This window comes from Flavobacterium sp. (assembly GCF_031381455.1).
Taxonomy (GTDB): domain Bacteria; phylum Bacteroidota; class Bacteroidia; order Flavobacteriales; family Flavobacteriaceae; genus Flavobacterium.
In genome coordinates, this window is the sequence record NZ_JANMXZ010000016.1 from 44,593 (window position 1) to 66,823 (window position 22,231).

The following is a 22,231-nucleotide window of genomic DNA, read 5'->3' on the forward strand; positions in this document are numbered from 1 at the left end:
AGTTCCATTAAGTTTTTCTCTTAATTTTTCTTAATGCCTTAATGGTTTATAAACATTACGTTATGAAAAAAGCACTTTTCTTTTTACTGATTTCAGTTTCCGCATTCGCACAGATTGACCGCGTTGAACCTCCATTTTGGTATGCCGGAATGAATCTTTCCAGCGTTCAAATTATGTTTTATGGTAAAAATATTGCACAATATAACGTTGCTGTTTCTAATAATGTTGTTATTGAAAACATCAGAAAAACAGAGAATCCAAACTATGTTTTTGTAACTATCGACACTAAAGATGTTACAGCTCAAGATTTAGTTTTCTCGTTTAAAAATGGTAAAAAATCGTTTACTAAAAACTATTCCATTAGAGCAAGAAGAGAAAATTCCAAATTCAGAAAAAGCTATGACAGTTCAGATATGATTTATTTAATAATGTCTGACCGATTTGCAAACGGAAATCCAAACAATGATACTACTAAGGAAACTTTTGAAAAAAGTGATAGAAATAAACCTGGCGGAAGACATGGTGGCGATATAGAAGGTATTATTAAAAATTTAGATTATATCAAAGAACTTGGAGCAACTGCTGTTTGGCCAACACCTATTTGCGAAGATAATGACAAAGAATATTCCTATCATGGTTATGGGCAATCAGATGTCTATAAAATTGACCCACGATATGGAACCAACGAGGACTACGTCCGATTAAGTGCAGAATTACACAAACGAGGAATGAAAAACATCATGGATTATGTTACCAATCATTGGGGAATAGAACATTGGATGATTAACGATTTACCAACTTACGATTGGTTACATCAATTCCCAGGTTATGCCAGAACCAATGACCGAAAAACAACCCAATCTGATCCAAACGCATCAAAAATAGATGCCAAAATATGTGTTGATGGCTGGTTTGTGAAATCAATGCCCGATTTAAATCAATCCAATCCTTTAGTGATGAATTATTTGACTCAAAACGCCATTTGGTGGATTGAATATGCCGATTTAGATGGATTTAGAGTAGATACGTATCCGTATGCCGATAAAGAAAGTATTGCCAAATGGACAAAAAATATCACTGATGAATATCCAAATTTTAATATCGTTGGTGAAGCATGGATGTATACTCAAGCAGCAATTTCTTATTGGCAAAAAGACAGTCCCATAAGCAGAATTCAGAGTTATAACTCCAATTTACCAAGTGTGATGGATTTTACGTTACAAGATGCCATTACAAAAGTTTTCAATGAAGATAAAGAAACTTGGACAGATGGAATGGTTAAAGTATATGATAATTTTTCAAATGATTTTTTGTATGCGAATACTAACAACCTTTTAATTTTTGCCGAAAATCACGACACTAATCGTTTTAATGAAATCTATAAAAACGATTTCAAGAAATACCAAATGGCAATGACCTTATTGGCAACGGTTCGCGGCATTCCGCAATTATATTATGGTTCCGAAATTGGTATGGCTGGAGACAAAAACAAAGGCGATGCTGATATTAGAAAAGATTTTCCTGGAGGTTGGAATGGTGATAGCAATAATGCATTTACTAAATCTGGAAGAACAATAGAACAACAAAAGTATTTTGACTTCACCTCTAAATTATTCAACTGGAGAAAAACGGCAGCCGTAATTCACAGCGGAAAAATGACGCATTATATTCCGGAAAATAATGTGTATGTTTATTTCCGTTACACCGAAGCGGAGAGCGTTATGGTTGTTATCAATAACAGCAACAATAATCAAACGTTCAAAACGAAACGATTTAACGAAAGCATCCAAAATTATCAAACCGGAAAAGACATTTTATCCGGAAAAACTGTTGATTTAAAAAACGATATTACTATTGAAGAGAAATCGGTTCTCGTATTAGAATTAAAATAAAATTTACCATATAAGCCATATAAGAAAGACTTATATGGCTTATATGGTTAAAAAAAAACTCATGAAAAAAATAATTGTTTTATTACTGATTACCACAATTTCATTTGCCCAAAATGCAAATAGAAAATACATTTCCCATTCTTGGAAAAACAACATTTTAGAAGTCAAAACTTCAGATGGTTCGTATTTGGTAAAGCCTTATTCTCATAAGATTGTGGAAACTTCATTCATTCCAAACGGAGAGATTTTTAATCCAAATTCGCAAGCCGTTATAAAAACTCCTGAAAAGGTAAATGTAACTTTCAAAAAAACAGAAAGTTCATTAGTGTTAAACACAAGAAACATAACGGTTGTTATAAATAAAGTTCCATTTAAAATCACTTACTCCAATCAGGGTAAAGTACTCATATCCGAAAAATTGGGTTATACCAAAGTCAATGATTCTACCCAAACCTTGTCCTTCAATCTAGATAATTCCGAAGCACTTTATGGTGGTGGCGCGCGTGCTTTAGGCATGAACCGTCGTGGCAATCGCTTGCCGTTATACAATCGTGCGCATTATGGGTATGAAACCAAAGCCGAACTGATGAATTTCTGTATTCCGTTAGTGATGTCATCCAAATTATACGCCGTTCATTTTGATAATTCAGCAATTGGTTATTTGGATTTGGATAGCAAAAAAGACAATACGTTAACCTATGAAACCATTTCGGGAAGAAAGACTTATCAAGTTATTGTTGGTGATAATTGGACGGACTTAGTTTCGAATTATACTGATTTAACCGGAAAGCAACCTTTGTTACCGCGTTGGTCTTTAGGTAATTTCTCAAGCTGTTTTGGCTATCATTCTCAGGAAGAAGTTGAAAATACGATTAAGAAATTTGAAGACAACAAAATCCCTGTTGATGCCATAATTCTGGATTTGTATTGGTTTGGAAAAACCGTAAAAGGCACCATGGGGAATTTGGATTGGGATAAAGACAATTTTCCAAATCCGGATAAAATGATTTCTGATTTGAATGCCAAAGGTGTAAAAACCGTTTTGATTACTGAACCTTTCATTCTAACAACCTCATCAAAATGGCAGGAAGCAGTTGACAAAAAAGTATTGGTAACTGATAATCCCGAAGCTTCGGGAGGAAAACCGGCAACCTGGGATTTTTATTTTGGAAATACGAGTGTTGTAGATATTTTCAAACCAGAAGGGAAAAACTGGTTTTGGAATATTTACAAACGACTAATCAATCAAGGCGTTGGCGGAATGTGGGGCGATTTGGGTGAACCTGAAGTCTTCCCATCCAAAGTAATTACGGCTGGCGGAAAAGCAGATGAAGTACATAATATTTATGGCCATAATTGGGCCAAACTAATCGCTGATGGTTATAAAAAAGATTTTCCAACACAGCGCCCATTTATTTTGATGCGTGCTGGATATTCTGGTTCTCAGCGTTTCGGAATGGTCCCTTGGAGCGGTGATGTGAGTCGTTCTTGGGGCGGATTGCAAAGTCAAATGGAAATTGCGCTTCAAATGGGAATGCAAGGCTTGGGTTATATGCACTCTGATCTTGGAGGATTTGCAGGCGATTATTTTGATAACGAATTGTACTTGCGTTGGTTGCAATACGGAGTTTTCAACCCGATATTTCGTCCGCATGCACAGGAAGATGTTGCTTCGGAAGTGGCTCGAAAAGATGTTGCTACAATGGCAAAAGCTAAGAAACAAGTCGAATTGCGTTATCAATTAATGCCATATAATTACACTTTATCGTTCGATAACAATCAAAAAGGAACGCCATTAATGCGTCCGTTGTTTTTTGAAGAGCCAAATAATCCAATATTGACAGCTGTTGCTGAAACCTATTTTTGGGGAAATGACTTTTTGGTGACACCAATTACAAAAGCTGGTGTGACTTCAACAGATGTATATTTTCCAAAAAGCAGCAACTGGTTTGATTTTTATACAAATGAAAAACACGCAGCCGGAGCAACAGAAACTGTAAAAGTAAATGAAGATTATATTCCAACCTTTGTTCGTGGCGGTAGTTTTATTCCGATGATTGAAACCATTCAAAACACAACAAAATTCTCGTTAGCCAATTTCAACCTGCACTATTATTTTGATGGCAATGTTACCAATTCTTCAGGGAAATTATACAATGATGATGGCGCAACGCCAAACGCTTTTGAAAAGGAACAATATGAAATAATTAATTTCAATAGCAATAACAATAGCAAATCATTAGTTATTAAAATGGCTACTGTTACAGGAAAAAACTTTACATCTACAGACAAAACTGTATCGGTATTAATTCACAACATCAAAGCCAAACGAATTTTTGTAAATGGTCAGGAACAGATTTACAAAACCTTTCACGAGCCATTACAAGTAAATGTTACAATGACCAAAGGAACAACACAAGAAGTTAAAATTGAATACTAACAATTTACCAACATTGTAAAAAAAACCTTATTAGGATTAGATAAAGCAATATCCTGCAAGGTTTTAAAAACCTTGTAGGTATGCAAAATAAAATTTATGAAAAAAACAGTTTTGTTACTTTTAATTGCATGTTTCATTAGCGGAAATTTATTCGCTCAGAAGAAGCAACCAAAAACTCCTTTTGTTTGGGAAAGTGCCAATGTCTATTTTATCGTTACCGATAGATTTAACGATGGCGATAAAACCAACAACAATACTTTCAACAGAAACAAACCAACTGGGAAACTTCGCGGTTTTGATGGTGGTGATATTCGCGGAATTATTCAAAAGCTAGACGAAGGTTATTTCACTAATCTTGGAATCAATGTAATTTGGATGACGCCAATTGTAGAGCAAGTCCATGATGGCGTTGATGAAGGAACCGGATTCACGTATGCATTTCATGGTTATTGGACCAGAGATTGGAGCGCGCTTGACCCAAGTGTTGGAACCAAAAAAGATTTAGCCGAATTGGTTCAGAAAGCCCACGCTCGAGGCATTAGAATTATGCTCGATGCTGTAATTAATCACACCGGACCAGTAACTCCCGAAGATTCTGTTTATCCGAATGATTGGGTTCGAACTTCGCCAAAATGTACTTATAAATCATACGACACGTATATCAATTGTACTTTGGTCGACAATCTTCCGGATGTAAAAACAGAAAGCAATGAGAATGTAGAATTGCCAGCGTTTTTAGCCAACAAATGGAAAAAAGAAGGTCGTTATGATAAAGAAGTGGCTTCGCTTGATGCTTTCTTCAAAAAGACAGGTTATCCACGAGCACCAAAATATTACATCATGAAATGGCTATCGGATTATATCACCGAGTTCGGAATTGATGGCTACCGAGTGGACACCGCAAAGCATGTAACCGAAGATGTTTGGGCTGATTTTAAAAAAGTTTGTGACAAGGCTTTCGTCGAATACAAAAAAACCAATCCGAAAAAAGTGTTGGATAGCAATCCTTTTTTTACTGTTGGAGAAGTTTACGGGTATAACATTGGCGGAAAAAAATTCTATGACTTTGGCGATAAAAAAGTGAATTATTTTGAAAATGGTTTTACAGGTTTAATCAATTTTGATTTTAGAAATGAGGCCAAAATGAACTATGAAGAATTATTTTCTAAATATTCCAACATCTTGCAAAACGATTTAAAAGGGAACACGGTGATGAACTATGTTTCGTCGCACGATGATGGGTATCCGTTTGATAAAAAGCGAGAAAAAACTTTTGAAAGCGGCACCAAGTTATTATTGACACCGGGAATTTCACAAGTATATTATGGTGACGAAAGTGCACGTCCGCTTGATATTGAAGGCACACAAGGCGATGCAACTTTGCGTTCGTTTATGAATTGGGATGATATTGCCAATAACGCTACAACTAAAGAAGTAGTATCACATTGGCAGAAATTAGGCAAGTTTAGAAAAAAACATCCTGCCGTTGGTGGAGGAGTTCATGCTCAGATTTCAGCTTCTCCTTATGTATTTAGCAGAAAATTTACCAAAGGAAATTATTCGGATAAAGTTGTTGTTGGATTGGATTTAGATAAAGGTCAAAAGAGCATTCCCATAGGTACAATCTTTCCAAATGGAAGCAAAGTAAAAGATGCATATTCCGGAAAAACGGCAACTGTTGTTAAAGGAAAAGTAAATCTCAATACTGATTTCGGAATTGTATTATTGGAAAAAAATTAAAAAATGAAACCATTAAGGTATTAAGAAAATTAAGAGTAAAACTTAATGCAACTTAATACCTTAATGGTTCCGAAAAATATATAAACAGAATGCTAAAAATAGGTCATCGCGGTGCGAAAGGCTATGTTGCTGAAAACACTTTGGCCTCTTTCCAAAAAGCAATTGAACTTGGCGTTGACGGAATTGAACTTGATGTTCATCTAAGTTTGGATGGAAAAGTGATGGTGATTCACGATGATACTGTTGACCGAACAACTTCTGGAACTGGTTTTGTAAAAGATTTTAGTGCTAAAGAATTAAAACAATTTGGCATTCCAACTTTGGAATCCGTTTTTGAATTGGTGAATAAGCAATGCTTTATCAATGTAGAACTCAAAGCTTATGATACTGCAGATAAAGTAGCCGAACTTATCGAAAAGTATATTTCTGAAAAACATTGGACATATGAAGATTTCATCGTTTCCAGTTTTGATTGGAATGCGGTGCAACAAGTCCATTTCCTAAATGATAAAATCCGCATTGGCGTTTTGACAAACACAGATTTAGATTTAGCATTGGCTTTCGCCAAATTCATAAAAGCGTATTCTGTTCATCCGTATTATCATTTACTGACGGCAGAAAACGTTATTCAAATGCAATCCAAAAATTTTAAAGTCTATCCATGGACCATCAATGAACAAGAAGATATTATCTTTGTCAAATCGTTAAACGTTGACGGTATCATTACAGATTTTCCGGATAGATTATGAACTCAAATTTCGATATTATACTTGTTGGTGGTGGCGCAGCGGGATTTTTCACGGCAATTAATATTGTAGAAAAAAATCCAAAACTGAAAGTTGCTATCCTTGAAAGAGGCAAAACCGTTCTGGAGAAAGTGCGTATTTCCGGTGGTGGACGATGTAATGTGACACATGCTTGCTTTGTGCCGAATGATTTGGTAAAGTTTTATCCGCGTGGCGAAAAAGAACTACGCGGCCCTTTTCATCAGTTTTGTTCGGGCGATACTATCGATTGGTTTGAGAAGCATGGCGTGGAATTAAAAATTGAAGATGACGGACGCATGTTTCCTGTTTCTGATAATTCGCAAACGATTATTGATTGCTTTCTTTCGGCAACGCAAAAATTGGGAATTCAAATATTGACTGGTCAAAGTGTGCAATCTATTTTCAAAGCTCAAGACTATTGGAAAGTAGAAACCTCCCGAAACTTCGGGAACGAAACTTTTGCCTGCCAAAAACTCATTATGACTACGGGAAGCAATCCAAAAATATGGGACATGCTTACAGAACTTGGTCATAGCATTGTTTCACCAGTTCCTTCACTATTTACCTTTAACATCAAAGATGCCCGGATTAAAGATTTGATGGGACTTTCGGCTTTCGCTAAAGTGAAAGTAAAAGGAAGTAAATTAGAAGCTTCCGGTCCGCTACTAATCACACATTGGGGAATGTCGGGTCCAGGAATTTTGAGGCTTTCTGCTTGGGGCGCCAGAGAATTATTTGATAAGCATTACCAATTTATAATTCAGGTGAATTGGCTTAATGAAGTCACGTTTGAAGAAGCGATGGATACTTTAAAAGAACTCAAACAAGAACATGCCAAGAAAGCAGTGAGCAAAAAATCGCCGTTTGAGTTTCCGAATCGTTTGTGGGAAAGCTTTGTTTTGGCATCTGGAATTGAAACTGAAACCAAATGGGCCGATTTATCTAAAAAACAACTTACCGATTTAGCCAACCAACTCACCAATGGCGAATTTCAGGTAAATGGCAAAAGCACTTTTAAGGAAGAATTTGTAACCGCCGGCGGCATTGATTTAAAGGAAATCAATTTCAAAACCATGGAAAGCAAATTACATGAAAATTTATTCTTTGCTGGCGAAATCGTAAATATTGATGCAATTACCGGCGGATTTAATTTCCAAAATGCCTGGACTTCGGGTTTTATAGTGGCGGAAGCTATTACTATTTAATTATTTATTTAACCACCAAATGCTCGCATTCAATATTGTGGCAAAACTTACCCAACCCAAATACGGAAGCAATAAAAATCCGGCTGTTTTGTCAATCGTTTTGAACAGATTATAGGTTTCTAAAATCATTAACCAAAGTAGTATGATTTCAATTAAGGCCAAAAACGGATTGTGCAAACCAAAGAAAAGGTATGACCAAAGTGCATTCAAACCAAGCTGTATCGCAAAAATACCAAGTGCCTTTTTGGTTGTTTGTACAGTAGAACCACTTGTCCAAACCAAACCAGCTGAAATTCCCATCATGATATACAACAAAGTCCAAACGGGTCCAAAAATCCAGTTGGGTGGATTAAAAACAGGCTTTACCAAAGTTGGATACCAAGTGGTAATACTATCTCTTGTCACCATTCCCGAAAAGTAACCAATCGTTACACATACGACAACAACCAAAACTATTTTTAAAATCTTTTGCATAGCAGTAATTTATATAAGTTCAAATATACTAAACGATAATCAGTTAGTTTTATAAAAAAAGTATCTTTGCGTAAATTTAAATCTATGTTGTCCGAAAAGGATTTTATTGCAAAACCACTTTCACCTTCAATCGAAAACGGAAGTTTTCAATGGAGCGCACCAAGTAATATTGCTTTAGTAAAATATTGGGGGAAAAAAAATAAGCAAATTCCAGCCAATCCATCTATTAGTTTTACGCTAAATAATTGTAAAACGATTACCAAACTTTCTTTTATCAAAAAAAATAGTTCGATTACTATTGGTGCTACTATTGAGAAGTTTTCGTTTGATTTATTATTTGAAGGCAAACCCAAAGAAGATTTTAAACCAAAAATTCAAAAGTTCTTCGAACGTATTGAAAAATATTGTCCCTATTTAATTGATTATCATTTTATAATTGATACCCAAAATACTTTTCCGCATAGTTCGGGCATTGCTTCTTCCGCTTCCGGAATGGCAGCCTTGTCTATGAATATTATGAGTTTGGAGAAAGCTTTGAATCCTGAAATGAATGAAGATTTCTTTAACCAAAAAGCCTCTTTCTTAGCCAGGTTAGGTTCAGGAAGCGCGTGCCGAAGCGTAAAAGGAAATGTAGTTGTTTGGGGAAAACACGACGAAATTGTAAATAGTTCTGATTTGTTTGGCGTAACATTTCCATCAAACATTCATCCAAATTTCAACAACTATCAAGACACCATTTTGTTAGTTGACAAAGGCGAAAAGCAAGTATCGTCAACCGTTGGACACGATTTGATGCATAATCATCCCTTTGCCGAACAACGTTTTGCACAAGCACATCAAAATTTGTCATGTATAAAAACCGTTTTAGAAACCGGAAATTTAGACGAATTTATCAAAATAGTAGAAAGCGAAGCACTGACTTTACATGCCATGATGATGACATCTTTACCCTATTTTATATTAATGAAGCCTAATACATTGGAAATCATAAATAAAATTTGGAAATTTAGAAATGAAACAACTATTCCTGTATGTTTTACCTTAGATGCAGGAGCAAACGTACACGTTTTGTACCCCGAAAACGTTAGAGATACTGTTTTGCAATTTATTACCACTGAATTAGTTGGCTATTGTCAAAATGGTAACTATATTTGTGACTCTATTGGAACAGGAGCAATAAAAAATCTATGAAAGGACCATTATTTTACTCAAAAATTCTTCTCTTCGGAGAATACGGAATTATAAAAGATTCAAAAGGTTTATCTATTCCCTATAATTTTTACAATGGCGCTTTGAAAGTGGATGAAAATCCATCACAGGAAGCCATTAAATCCAATGCAAGTTTGAGAAAATTTGTAACCTATTTGGAGCAACTTCAAAACGAACAATCTGAATTAGTAACTTTTAATTTAGAAGTTTTAAAAACAGATGTTGAACGCGGAATGTATTTCGATTCGAGTATACCACAAGGTTATGGCGTTGGAAGTAGTGGCGCATTAGTCGCTGCGATTTATGACAAATATGCCAACAGTAAAATCACCGTTTTAGAAAATCTGACAAGAGAAAAATTATTGCAACTGAAATCTATTTTCTCTCAAATGGAATCATTTTTCCACGGAAAAAGTTCAGGGCTTGATCCATTAAACAGTTATTTGAGTATTCCAATTCTTATCAACTCTAAAGATAATATTGAAGCAACCGGAATTCCATCACAAAGCACAACCGGAAAAGGTGCCGTGTTTTTGTTAGACTCTGGAATTATTGGAGAAACTGCTCCGATGGTAACCATTTTTATGGAAAATCTGAAAGATCAAGGATTCCGTAAAATGCTGAAATCTCAATTCATCAAATATACCGACGCTTGTGTAGAAAATTTCCTCGGTGGCGATATGAAATCACTTTTTGCAAATACAAAACAATTATCTAAAGTCGTTTTGAACAACTTCAAACCAATGATTCCGGAAGCCTTTCACGGTATTTGGCAACATGGCATCGACACTAACGATTACTACTTGAAGCTTTGCGGTTCTGGTGGTGGTGGTTATATTTTAGGCTTTACTGAAGACTTAGAAAAAGCAAAACAATCCTTGAAAGATTATAAATTGGAAGTGGTTTACCAGTTTTAATTTCCCCAAAAATGTTAAGCCGACAAACCAAACATTTACTGCTGAAAATCGTCAGTATGCTTTCAGTGGTTCGTGGCTACAACATTGCCATTATTGTTTTGGCACAATACTTATCGGCTATTTTTATTTTAGCGCCTGAAAAAAAACGAGCCCTCGATATAATCTTGGATTTGTATTTATTTATCATCGTACTTGTTTCCAGTTTAACGATTGCTTCTGGTTATATCATCAACAATTTTTACGACAGTAAAAAAGATTTAATCAACCGACCAAACAAATCACAACTCGACCGATTGGTAAGTCAAAAAACAAAGCTAAATGTTTATTTTACAGTCAATTTTATTGTTTTTTTATTGTCGTTTTTTGTTTCGTTTCGAGCCGTTTTATTTTTCTCAACCTATATTTTCCTAATTTGGTTTTACTCTCATAAGCTCAAAAAAATGTCAGTTGTTGGAAATTTGACCGCCGCTTTTCTTGCGGTTTTGCCTTTTTTTGCGATTTTATTGTATTATAAAAACATCTACCCACAAATATTTGCTCATGCTACTTTCCTTTTTCTTTTATTGCTAATCCGTGAAATGATCAAAGATTTAGAAAACATAAAAGGCGATATTGCTAATGATTATCAAACCATTCCGGTGATGTTTGGCGAAAGCACAGCCAAAAAAATTATAACACTCTTAACCGCTTTAACGATAGTCCCAATTTATTTTCTTGTAGAAATATTTGAAGTGGGTTATATGGACATTTATTTTTACGTAAGTTTAATTGTTTTGATTTTCTTCCTTCAAAAACTTTGGAAATCCAACTCCAAACCCGATTATCTAAAACTCCACAATATGCTGAAATTCCTTGTGGTTTCTGGTGTTTTCTGTATTGTTTTAATCAATCCAGAAGTGCTGGTTCACGGTAGAAGATTGTTGCGGTTTTAGTTTTATCCTAGCCCAGATAGCAACGGCATCCTTTTGCTTTTTAGTCATTGCGAGGCACGAAGCAATGACTAAAAAAGCAAAAGATAAAGTGGATAGCTGGAAATAGCTCCTAAAAAAGCAACTGAAATACGTATCTTTGCACCACACGAGGCCAAAAAGGCCGAACTGACGAAGTAAATTACAGAATTATGAATAAGAAGGAAGGAAATAATAAAGGAAGTGGCTCACGTACAAATAGTTCGCGACCAAGTTCGAATAAGCCAACCCGAGCCGGAGGCGAACGAAGCGGAGCTAAACCTGCCATGGCGAAACGTGCTCAAGGTCCGAAAAAAGTAAAACCTAGCACAAAAGTAGAGGCAGCTGCAACAAATAAAGTAGAAAAAAAACCGAATCAAGTAGCAAAAAGACCAAAAGCAGCTGACGAAATTCGTTTGAATAAATACATCTCCAATTCGGGTGCGTGTTCGCGTCGTGATGCTGATATTTACATCCAATCAGGGAATGTGAAAGTGAACGGAATTCCGGTAACCGAAATGGGTTATATGGTAAAACCAGGCGATGTTGTTAACTTTGATGGTGCCACTTTAACGCCGGAAAAGAAAGAATACATCTTGCTAAACAAGCCCAAAAATTTCACAACAGCATTGGATGAAGGTCAAGAATACCGTAATGTTTTAGAGTTGGTTAAAGGTTCAACATCTGCAAAAATTGGTGCTATTGGTAGAATGGATAAAAACACAACTGGGCTTTTATTATTTACAAACGATACTGATATGATTCGGAAATTTACGTTGCCTAATCAAAAATCGACTAAAATTTACCAAGTTTCATTGGACAAGAATTTGAAGTTTGATGATTTGGAAAAAATCAGCAAAGGACTTACGCTTGACGGACACAAAGTATTTGTTCAGGAAGTAAGCTATATCGAAAACGAACCAAAAAGCGAAATCGGTTTACAATTAAAATCACCAAATGTAAAAGTAGTTCGTAACATTTTTGAACATTTAGGTTATGATGTTTTGCGAATTGACCGAGTTGCTTTTGCAGGGTTAACCAAAAAGAATTTACCTCGCGGGAATTGGCGTTTCCTGACAGAACAGGAAATTATCAATTTAAAGAACGGTTAAACACCATTTTGAACCATTAAGAAATTAAGCAACATTCAGCCAAACTTAATTCTCTTAATTTCTTAATGTTTTAAAAAAAATACGGTCTGTCAAAAGAAAGCGTGTTTAGATTATTTTAGACAAACGCAAAAAAAGTATATTTACAATCATAAATCCCAATTTATTTTGGGGTTTTTTATTTAAAAAACAATGTCAGCAGAAAAAAATTTATCGATTGCAATGCTTTGGTTTGAAGCATTTAATGCGCATAACTTAGAAAAATTAGTGTCGTTATATGATGACGAAGCACAACATTTTAGTCCAAAATTAAAAATTCGTCATCCCGAAACTAATGGTTTGGTTACCGGAAAAGATGCCCTTCGAACTTGGTGGAAAGAGGCGTTCGACCGATTGCCGAGTCTGCATTATAAAGTAACTTCATTAACTTCAAATTCAGACAGAGTTTTTATGGAATACATTAGAACAGTTGAAAACGAAGACACTATGCTCGTGGCCGAAGTATTGGAAATAAAAGAAGGAAAAATCATGGCTTCGAGAGTTTATCACGGCTAATTTTATCATTTCATTAACAAATCAATTCGGCAGAAACCAATAGTTTTACCAAACTAATCACTTCAACATGAAAAACATACACAAAATATCAGCAATGGTATTCCTATCACTACTTTTTGTAAACTGCAAATCCGAAAAGAAAGAACAAGATTTCAAAGCCATTACCGATGCTTACTTTGACGGTAAAAACGAATTAGATCCGATAGGCGCAACTCAAAATGGTCAAAACGAATACAACGACAAATTGGTATTTGAAATGACTGATTCGTATCGTAAAAAACAAGCCGCTTTTTTTGACAAATTCGAAAATGAGTTGACAACTGTTGATACAACTTCTTTATCAACTGAAGAGAAAAATAGCTATGACATCATTAAATGGGAAGTTTCTATTGGTAAAGATTTATTAAAATACGACACCAATTTAATGCCTATTCACCAATTTTGGGGAACAAACTTAACCTTGGGACAATTTGCTGGTGGCTCAAGTGCCCAGCCTTTTAAAACAGAGAAAGATTATAAAAACTTCTTGAAGAGAATGGATTTATTTTCGGTGTGGATGGATTCAGCTATGGTTTACATGAAAAAAGGAATTGCTAAAGGAATCGTTTTACCAAAATCTTTAACCGTTAAAGTTATACCTCAGTTTGAAAGTATGGTTACGCCAAATGTAGAAGACAATCTTTTTTATTCGGCTGTAAAATCATTTCCAAAAGAAATTACAGCTGACCAACAAGAGGCTTTGAAAAAAGAATATGCTTCTACCATCAAAGAAAAATTAGAGCCACAATTCAAAAAAATAACCACGTTTTTGAAAAACGAATACCTTACTGCTTCTAGAAGTACGAGTGGAATTGGTAGTCTTCCTAATGGTGCAGCACTCTACAAAGTCTATGCAAAACAATGGACGACAACAACCAAAACTCCGGAAGAAATTCATGCAGTTGGCTTAAGCGAAGTAGCAAGAATCAAAGCCGAAATGGAAAAAGTAAAAGACCAAGTTGGTTTCAAAGGAACTATAAATGAATTTTTTGAGCATGTTAGAACGAAACCTGAATTAATGTCGTTCAAAACACCAGAAGAGGTAATTGCCAACTTCGAAAAAATACATAAAACCATTAAACCTAATGTTGACAAACTATTTTCGTTGCAACCAAAATGTGCTTTCGAAATAAAAAGAACAGAAGCTTTTAGAGAAAAAACCGCAAGTGCAGAATACAGTCAAGGAACGGCTGACGGAACAAGACCAGGTGTTTTTTATGTGCCAATTCCGGATGTGAAAACATATAATTTCTATGGTGACGAAGATTTATTCTTGCATGAAGCTATTCCGGGACATCACTTCCAGATTTCATTGCAACAAGAAAATAATGAATTGCCGAATTTTAGAAAGTTTGCTTGGTTTGGTGCTTATGGTGAAGGTTGGGCTTTATACACCGAAAGTTTAGGAAAAGAATTGGGTTTATATACTGACCCGTATCAATACTTCGGAATGTTAGGTAACGAAATGCACAGAGCCGTGAGATTAGTTGTTGATACCGGAATCCATAATCTAGGATGGACGCGTGAGCAAGCTATCAAATATTCATTAGATAACGAAGCCGAAAGCGAAGCAGGAATTATTGCTGAAATTGAGCGTTACATGGCTATACCGGGACAAGCATTGTCTTATAAAATGGGACAAATGAAAATTTTGGAATTGCGTAAAAAAGCGCAAGACAAGATGAAAGATAAATTTGACATAAAAGTTTTCCATCAAAAAGTATTGGAATCAGGTGTGTTGCCTTTAGCACTTTTAGAAAAGAAAATAAACAACTGGATAGAAACCGGTAAATAGGGCCGAGCGTAAAGAAAATGTTCGGTGAACATTTTTAGAGAAGGAGCCAGCAGGCGCGCTGGCCTTTGTAAATTTTCAAACTAAAAAGAAACGTCCCGACTAATCGGGACGTTTTTTTTAGTTTTTAACATTGAGTTCAAGGCTTTTATAATTTATCGGATTTCCGGAGACATCATAAAAATCATATTTGTATTTGAGTACGCCTTCTATTTCCTCAATGTTTATTTTCATTTGATAAAACCCTTGATTCCATTCGACCACCACATTATAAGAGTAATCGCCAACACCAAAACTTCCCGGTAAATTACTAGTGTAGATTAACTTTTTTGATTTAAGATTAAGCGTCTGCAATTCAATATTTTCATAGCTTCCAATCTCATCTCCATCGACAGAATGTCCCATATAATCATATTTCCCGTTGGATTTGCCTTTTTTATTTCTCTCTTTTGGATCGTTATAAATATCTTTTATAGAGAAGATTACGTCTTTCAATGAGTTTTTCCCAACGTTCAATAAGTAAAATCGCAATTGATGGTGATACATCAATTTGTGAACTTTCTTCCCGTTTCCGCTTGTGGTATTACCATCGCTCAAATCATTATCAACAATTTCTATAATTGGTAAGTTTTGCCCAAAGGATTGATTAAAAGAACCAGATTCTAACCTTTTAGTTTTCTGTTCAGCTTCTTCAACAATTTTATCTTTTTCAACAATTTCAGCATGCAACACTTCTATTTGTTTGATAGCTTCGTCTAATTCTTTCTGTTTTTGAGCAGCAATAGAAGTACTTGTGTTCTTATAAAGTAAGTATACAGAAAACGCTAATAAAACAAAACCGAAAAATGCCAAAACTGCGGTTATCATAAGCTTTCTACCTTTCATTAGGATTATAAATTTAAATCAAAAAGATTTTTATGTTGTAAAAATAAATCAATTTACAAAAATTAAAACACTCTAAAACAATAAAGTGTAAACATATTATTAACCAATTTATAACAAAAAAAAGCCCTAACAAAAGTTAGAGCTTTTTAGTGCTGGTAATCTCGTTGCTCACAACGAGACACACCTTGTGTCCAATATCTTAAAATAAAAAAAGCTTCTCGTTTGAGAAGCCTTCTGTGCGGATAATAGGACTCGAACCTACACGCCTTGCGGCACCAGATCCTAAGTCTGGCATGTCTACCAATTTCACCATATCCGCAAAATTGTGAGTGCAAATATAGTTATTCTTTTTAAATTCCAAAGAACAAATTCTAAATTCCAAATAAAACTTTATGTAATTTCAATTTGTATATTTGACGGTATTAATTAACAACTACAATGGACAATATAAAAAATTACGTTCAACAAAACAAAGAACGTTTTATCAATGAATTAATCGAATTATTAAAAATCCCTTCTGTAAGTGCTGATAGCGCTTATGCTCACGATGTTATAGCTACTGCGGAAGCTGTAAAGACTTCACTCGAAAAAGTAGGTTGCAAGCATGTTGAAATTTGCGAAACTCCAGGTTATCCAATCGTTTTCGGTGAACATATAATCGACAAAAACCTCCCAACAGTTTTAGTTTATGGACATTATGATGTGCAGCCACCAGATCCTATGGAACTATGGACTTCACCACCATTTGAACCCGTAATTAAAGTCACCGAAATTCATCCTGAAGGAGCAATTTTTGCACGTGGTTCTTGCGATGACAAAGGTCAGATGTACATGCATGTGAAAGCTTTCGAATACATGATTCAGGACAATTGTTTGCCTTGCAACGTAAAATTTATGATTGAAGGTGAGGAAGAAGTTGGGTCGAAAAGTCTCAGCTGGTTCGTAGAAAAAAATCAAGAAAAATTAAGTTGTGACGTGATTTTAATTTCCGATACCGGAATGATTTCTAACCAACAACCAAGTATCACAACCGGACTACGTGGTTTGAGTTATGTTGAAGTAGAAGTTACAGGTCCAAATCGCGATTTACATTCGGGATTATATGGTGGCGCTGTTGCCAATCCAATCAATGTGTTGACCAAAATGATTGCTTCACTTCATGACGAAAACAATCACATTACGATTCCAGGATTTTATGATAAAGTAGAAGAATTGACTGTGGCTGAAAGAGCCGAAATGGCAAAAGCACCATTCAATTTAGATAAATACAAACAAGCGTTAGATATCGCTGATATTTATGGAGAAACTGGCTATGTAACCAATGAAAGAAACTCTATTCGTCCAACCTTAGACGTTAACGGAATTTGGGGCGGATACACAGGAGAAGGAGCAAAAACTGTAATTGCCAGCAAAGCGTATGCAAAAATTTCGATGCGTTTGGTACCAAATCAGGATTGGAATGAAATTACCGAAATGTTTACTAAACATTTTGAAAGCATAGGTCCAAAATCGGTGAAAGTAAAAGTTACGCCGCATCATGGTGGACAAGGTTATGTAACGCCAATTGACAGCATTGGATATAAGGCAGCAAACAAAGCATATACGGAAACTTTTGGAGTTCCGGCTATTCCGGTTCGCTCTGGTGGAAGTATTCCGATTGTAGCGTTGTTTGAAAAAGAATTGAAGAGCAAAACTATCTTGATGGGATTCGGTTTGGATTCGGATGCGATTCATTCGCCAAACGAACATTTCGGAATTTTTAATTACTTGAAAGGAATTGAAACGATTCCGTTGTTTTATAAATATTTTGTGGAGCTTTCGAAATAGTTGACCGCAGATTCGCAGATTATTAATCCGTTCTTCTTAATTGAATGAGCGGATTTTTTATTCGGGCGTTCCCTTGTTGCACAACTTTTACTCAACGAGGAATCACTTTAGCAACAAGGTCAGGCTTTCCGTTGCAATCTGTCTTTGCGTGGAACGAAACAATTTCACAGTACCATTTACTTACGCAATGACAGGATTTCCACTTTAATCCTTAACGCAAATCAAACTAACTTTCAATAGGTTACAATAAACTTAAACTTTTGGCGTTATATTTGTATAATCATGATCATCAAAAAATCATCATCATGTTAAAACTTTTTTTCCTCCTATGTTCAGGTGCCGATAGTAACATCGTGAACTCATGTTCCAACGGCGAACAAAACAAATATGCCGGCATTGGCGCCACCGTTTTCTTTACAGCAGTTATGGCATTTATTGCCAGTAGTTATGCACTTTACACCGTTTTTGACAATCCCTATATTGCTATTGCATTTGGTATAGTTTGGGGATTTTTAATTTTCAATCTCGACCGATTTATTGTTTCAACAATAAAAAAAAGAGATAGTTTTCTGGACGAATTCATTCAGGCTTCACCTCGAATTGTGTTAGCAATTATTATAGCTATCGTGATTTCAAAACCATTGGAAATCAAAATTTTTGAAAAGGAAATCAATACCGTTTTACTAAAAGAGAAAAACGAAATGGCGATTGCCAATAAAAATCAGGTTGCCAATTATTTCAAAACCGATGTCGATAAAAACAAAGCCGAAATGGATAGTTTAAAATCGGATATTGCCAAAAAAGAAAAAGAAGTCGCGGGTTTGTACCAATCCTATATCACCGAAGCAGAAGGTTCAGCCGGAACCAAAAAAATGGGGAAAGGCCCAATATATCAAGAAAAAAGAATCGCGCATGATTTGGCTGTCAAACAATTAGATTCCATGAAAATAAACAATTCTAAAATAATTGCCGATAAAGAAGTCAGAGCGAAAACTTTGCAAACCGATTTAGATAAAAAAGTTACCGAAACACAACCTATCATTGACGGATTCGATGGTCTGATGGCTCGGATTAACGCTTTAGGGAAATTGCCTTCAATTCCTTCGCTGTTCATTATGTTGTTGTTTTTTGCTATTGAAACTTCCCCAATCATTGCCAAATTATTATCGCCAAAAGGTGAATACGATTTCAAGCAGGAAGATTTGGAAATGGGAATTAAAAATGTGATTTCACAAAATCGTTACCAAAGCGAATTACAAAAGAAAACCGATGCCGAGATTTATGATAAAGTCTACGCCGATATTCGTGACGACAAAGAATTATACAACTACAAGAAAAAAGGCGCCACCGAATTACTCAAACTTCAAGCTGATGGTTTTGTAGAAAAACAGAAGAAATCCATGTAAATTTAAACGCAAAGTTCGCAAAGTTTTTTTCGCAAGGTTCGCAAAATTTTAAAAAAAATAAAGCCCAACATGTTCAAAGTGTTGAGCTTTTCCTTGCGAACTTAGCGGATATCTTTGCGTGCTTTGCGGTTAAAAAACTTATGTTATTTCCTAAAAATTAATTTTCAAGAATTTCGTTTTGAAGTTTTTTAGTCAAACTTTTAAATACTAAATCATAAGAATGAGTGATTAATTCGCACATCATTTTATCCGAAACATCACTGTTAAAATCAACTGTTACCCAATGTATTTTACTCATGTGGTATCCTGGATTTATGGCTTCATATTGTGCACTAAGTTCCGCATTGTTTTCTGGTTCTCCTTTTAGGTTCAATGACGGTGTTCCTTTTTCCCATTCCTTTAACGAAGTCAGGCAAAACATTTTCCCTCCAACCTTAAACACCAAGGTATCTTCATCAAACGGAAAATGTTCAGTTACTGCTTTTTTAGATAAGCAAAATTCGTATAATTGCTGGATGTTCATTTATCTTAATACTTAATTCTCACTACTTAATACTAATTACTTTTTCCATCATCTTTTCAGGATGAGCCAACGGTGTAAATCCGAATTTCTCATATAAAAAATGGGCATCAGAAGTCGCCAATCTCCAGATTTTTACTTGTTGTAATTGCGGTTCCTTCATCATGGCATCAATTAAAATGGAAGAATATCCTTTTCCGCGATGCTTTTCATCAATAAAAACATCCATCAGATAGGCAAAAACAACATAATAAGTGACCACACGGGCAAAACCAATTTGCTCGTCATCTAAATAAATTCCAAAACAAAAGGAAGCGTCAATGGTTGTTTGTACTTCATCAATCGTTCTTCCGGCTGCCCAATAAATATCCCTCAAAAAGTTTTGAATGAACGGAACATTTAGTTTGCTTTTATCTGTGGAAACAACAATCATATTTTGTACAAAACAGGTTTACTTGGTGACGCATCATTTTCAAAAGAAGCAATTTGCAAGTTGAGAATATAACTTCCATCTTGAACGTTATCATCTACAAAAATCATTTCGGTAATGGTACAATCCAAACGGGCATCAGCATTTAGGTTATTTATATCTTTCACATTCCAAAATGCTTTGTGAGCCAATAATTTTCCTTCGTCTTCTTCCCTATCCACACTTGGTAAATCAATTAGCAAATGCTTGATTCCGATTTCGCGAATAAAAGTTGCAGCTTCCTGTAACAAGTATGGCGGATTTGTTTTAGAATAGTTTTTATGTTTTTTGGATTCTAAATTTGGCAACGTTCTGATAACTAAAGCTTCTGTTTTTTTTGTCCCATCGAGCTTGTCATCCTGAGCGCAGACGAAGGACGAGATGCTTTTTTTGGTAATAACCAAATCGTCCCCAATACTTTCCGGTTGAATCGAAATCAATTCAGCTGTAAAGAAAAACTGTTTGAGACATTGATTGATACTATAAAACTCTCGTGTAATATGACCGAGGCATTCCGTATGTGTTCCGTGTCCGTGTGGATTAAAGAAAATATTGTTGAAATTGGTCGAGCTTCCTTCAGAAACTTTCCCAATCCATTCCGAAGCTTCGGAACCAAAACGAACTGGTTCAATTTGTGGCTTTTCGATATACCATGCAATCGGATTGGCATCAGTATTGGTTAATGGAATAGAAATGTCAATCGGTTTTGATAAGTCGATCTCGAAGTTTTGGATTTTTGCTATCATAGAATTTAAACGCTAAGAGCGCAAAGAATCACGCTAGGTTCGCAAAGGTTTTAAAGATTATTTACAATTCTTTTTATTCCGTTTTTTATTAGTGCTACATTAAAGTTGATTAACAATCCTAACTTGCAATCGGTCAATTTTAAATAAGTTAACAATTGCGCAAAATGAACATCATTCAATGCTTCAACTGATTTAACTTCTATAATTAATTTATTTTCGATGATAATATCAATCCTGTAACCAACATCAAGTTTTACCTCTTCATAAAAAAGCGGAAGAGCTTTCTGCTTTTGAACTTCCAAACCTGTTTTTCTTAATTCGTAAAACAAACATTCTTCATAAGCGCTTTCTAAAAGCCCTGGCCCAAGTGATTGAAGCACTTTCAAAGCACAATCGAATACTATTTTAGATAATTCATTTTCTGACATAATTTTTTGTGGCGTATATTTTTGTTCATTTAACCTTAAGGAAATCAATAGGTTTACGAAAAGGACACAATGAAAACCTTGCGAACCTTGCGTAAAACTTTGCGCCCTTTGCGGTTAAACTATTCCAAATTTAACAAAAACAAATCACTTGCAATTCCGTCACTCAAAAACTTACCGCTTTTGGTAGTTCGCAAAATATTATCGTCCACAAAAAGCAAATGATCTTCAATGTATTTTGCCGCTTGTTGGTTAAGATAATCCAAATAAGTTTTGCCAAATTCCTGTTCGATTCTGTCTAAAGAAATGCCCCAAATGGTGCGTAAACCTGTCATTACATATTCGTTATAACGGTCGGTTTTGGTTAAGGTTTCGGTTTCTGAAGGCAATATGTTTTCAGAAATTGATTTCAGATAAAGAGAGTTGTTCGAAACATTCCAGCTTCTGGAAATGCCATCATAGCTATGCGCTGACGGACCAATTCCGAGATATTTTTTTCCGAGCCAATAACTCGAATTGTTTTTGGAGAAATAATTTTCCTTTCCAAAATTGGACAACTCATAATGAATGAATCCGTTTTCTTGTAGCTTATCAACCAGCAAATGAAAATGCTCTTGCGCGACTTCATCATCAGGCTGCGGAATAATTCCTTTTTGAATAAAGGTATGCAAAGCCGTTTTTGGTTCAACTGTCAAAGCATAACTGGAAATATGAGGAATTTTGTAAGACAAAGCGGTTTCTATATTTTGCAACCATTTTTCATTGCTCATTTGCTGCGCCTGTTCGCCATTCTGGCTCGAGTCGGGAACACCATAAATCAAATCGATGGAAATATTATCAAAATATCGAGTAGCAATTTCAAGACAT

The 22,231-nt window shown here is 35.3% G+C and carries 20 protein-coding genes and 1 tRNA gene; 13 read left to right on the forward strand and 8 right to left on the reverse strand.

From position 1 onward, the window contains the following. Positions 1-62: 62 nt before the first annotated feature. The 5 genes from RMN97_RS05210 to RMN97_RS05230 all read left to right on the forward strand — a co-directional run bounded on the left by RMN97_RS05210 (position 63) and on the right by RMN97_RS05230 (position 8,044). Positions 63-1,892, forward strand: coding sequence for a glycoside hydrolase family 13 protein (locus tag RMN97_RS05210; RefSeq protein WP_309613467.1), 1,830 nt, complete (start codon positions 63-65; stop codon positions 1,890-1,892). Positions 1,893-1,953: 61 nt separating this feature from the next. Next, positions 1,954-4,332, forward strand: a complete 2,379-nt coding sequence (locus RMN97_RS05215) for a TIM-barrel domain-containing protein (RefSeq protein WP_309613468.1) — start codon at positions 1,954-1,956, stop codon at positions 4,330-4,332. Between the two features lie 96 nt (positions 4,333-4,428). Further along, positions 4,429-6,072, forward strand: coding sequence for an alpha-amylase family glycosyl hydrolase (locus RMN97_RS05220; protein ID WP_309613469.1), 1,644 nt, complete (start codon positions 4,429-4,431; stop codon positions 6,070-6,072). An 89-nt stretch (positions 6,073-6,161) separates the two neighbouring features. Continuing rightward, positions 6,162-6,821, forward strand: a complete 660-nt coding sequence (locus RMN97_RS05225) for a glycerophosphodiester phosphodiesterase family protein (RefSeq protein WP_309613470.1) — start codon at positions 6,162-6,164, stop codon at positions 6,819-6,821. Next, positions 6,818-8,044 carry an NAD(P)/FAD-dependent oxidoreductase gene (locus RMN97_RS05230; RefSeq protein WP_309613471.1) on the forward strand — a complete coding sequence of 409 codons (1,227 nt, stop codon included), beginning with the start codon at positions 6,818-6,820 and terminating at the stop codon, positions 8,042-8,044. Before RMN97_RS05225 ends, RMN97_RS05230 begins: the two co-directional genes overlap by 4 nt. Here the strand turns inward: RMN97_RS05230 and RMN97_RS05235 are convergent, their stop codons facing one another. Further along, on the reverse strand, positions 8,045-8,518 hold the full coding sequence (locus tag RMN97_RS05235; RefSeq protein WP_309613472.1) for a TspO/MBR family protein: 474 nt from the start codon (positions 8,516-8,518) through the stop codon (positions 8,045-8,047). A gap of 84 nt (positions 8,519-8,602) precedes the next feature. Here RMN97_RS05235 and RMN97_RS05240 point away from each other — a divergent pair, with 84 nt between their 5' ends. From RMN97_RS05240 to RMN97_RS05265, 6 genes are all read left to right on the forward strand, one after another. Further along, complete coding sequence (locus RMN97_RS05240; protein WP_309613473.1) at positions 8,603-9,709, forward strand: diphosphomevalonate decarboxylase; 1,107 nt, start codon at positions 8,603-8,605, stop codon at positions 9,707-9,709. Continuing rightward, positions 9,706-10,644 carry a mevalonate kinase gene (locus RMN97_RS05245; RefSeq protein ID WP_309613474.1) on the forward strand — a complete coding sequence of 313 codons (939 nt, stop codon included), beginning with the start codon at positions 9,706-9,708 and terminating at the stop codon, positions 10,642-10,644. The genes RMN97_RS05240 and RMN97_RS05245 overlap by 4 nt, the downstream gene beginning before the upstream one ends. A gap of 11 nt (positions 10,645-10,655) precedes the next feature. Continuing rightward, the gene (locus RMN97_RS05250) at positions 10,656-11,576 is read left to right on the forward strand and encodes a geranylgeranylglycerol-phosphate geranylgeranyltransferase (protein ID WP_309613475.1); all 921 of its coding nucleotides are present in this window, start codon (positions 10,656-10,658) and stop codon (positions 11,574-11,576) included. 188 nt (positions 11,577-11,764) lie between these two features. After that, the gene (locus tag RMN97_RS05255) at positions 11,765-12,703 is read left to right on the forward strand and encodes a pseudouridine synthase (RefSeq protein ID WP_309613476.1); all 939 of its coding nucleotides are present in this window, start codon (positions 11,765-11,767) and stop codon (positions 12,701-12,703) included. A 189-nt stretch (positions 12,704-12,892) separates the two neighbouring features. Next, the gene (locus RMN97_RS05260; protein ID WP_309613477.1) at positions 12,893-13,255 is read left to right on the forward strand and encodes a nuclear transport factor 2 family protein; all 363 of its coding nucleotides are present in this window, start codon (positions 12,893-12,895) and stop codon (positions 13,253-13,255) included. A 67-nt stretch (positions 13,256-13,322) separates the two neighbouring features. Then, positions 13,323-15,089: a DUF885 domain-containing protein gene (locus tag RMN97_RS05265; protein ID WP_309613478.1), complete on the forward strand. Its 1,767-nt coding sequence runs from the start codon at positions 13,323-13,325 to the stop codon at positions 15,087-15,089. Between the two features lie 117 nt (positions 15,090-15,206). Here RMN97_RS05265 and RMN97_RS05270 read toward each other — a convergent pair whose 3' ends face one another. Both RMN97_RS05270 and RMN97_RS05275 read right to left on the reverse strand, forming a co-directional pair. Further along, positions 15,207-15,971: a hypothetical protein gene (locus tag RMN97_RS05270; RefSeq protein WP_309613479.1), complete on the reverse strand. Its 765-nt coding sequence runs from the start codon at positions 15,969-15,971 to the stop codon at positions 15,207-15,209. 237 nt (positions 15,972-16,208) lie between these two features. Then, positions 16,209-16,290 (reverse strand) — tRNA-Leu (locus RMN97_RS05275). Between the two features lie 119 nt (positions 16,291-16,409). Between RMN97_RS05275 and RMN97_RS05280 the strand changes: the two genes are divergently transcribed. After that, positions 16,410-17,798: a dipeptidase gene (locus RMN97_RS05280; protein ID WP_309613480.1), complete on the forward strand. Its 1,389-nt coding sequence runs from the start codon at positions 16,410-16,412 to the stop codon at positions 17,796-17,798. A gap of 305 nt (positions 17,799-18,103) precedes the next feature. Then, positions 18,104-19,204 (forward strand): DUF4407 domain-containing protein, encoded by a 1,101-nt coding sequence (locus tag RMN97_RS05285; protein WP_309613481.1) that lies wholly within the window; start codon positions 18,104-18,106, stop codon positions 19,202-19,204. Positions 19,205-19,361: 157 nt separating this feature from the next. Here the strand turns inward: RMN97_RS05285 and RMN97_RS05290 are convergent, their stop codons facing one another. From RMN97_RS05290 to RMN97_RS05310, 5 genes are all read right to left on the reverse strand, one after another. After that, complete coding sequence (locus tag RMN97_RS05290; RefSeq protein WP_309613482.1) at positions 19,362-19,727, reverse strand: MmcQ/YjbR family DNA-binding protein; 366 nt, start codon at positions 19,725-19,727, stop codon at positions 19,362-19,364. 22 nt (positions 19,728-19,749) lie between these two features. Next, on the reverse strand, positions 19,750-20,157 hold the full coding sequence (locus RMN97_RS05295; RefSeq protein ID WP_309613483.1) for a GNAT family N-acetyltransferase: 408 nt from the start codon (positions 20,155-20,157) through the stop codon (positions 19,750-19,752). Then, positions 20,154-20,939, reverse strand: a complete 786-nt coding sequence (locus RMN97_RS05300; RefSeq protein WP_309613484.1) for a cyclase family protein — start codon at positions 20,937-20,939, stop codon at positions 20,154-20,156. The genes RMN97_RS05295 and RMN97_RS05300 overlap by 4 nt, the downstream gene beginning before the upstream one ends. Before the next feature lie 50 nt (positions 20,940-20,989). Beyond that, positions 20,990-21,367 (reverse strand): GxxExxY protein, encoded by a 378-nt coding sequence (locus RMN97_RS05305; protein ID WP_309613485.1) that lies wholly within the window; start codon positions 21,365-21,367, stop codon positions 20,990-20,992. A 119-nt stretch (positions 21,368-21,486) separates the two neighbouring features. After that, on the reverse strand, positions 21,487-22,231 hold a 745-nt coding region (locus RMN97_RS05310), incomplete at its 5' end, for a coproporphyrinogen-III oxidase family protein (RefSeq protein WP_409024877.1).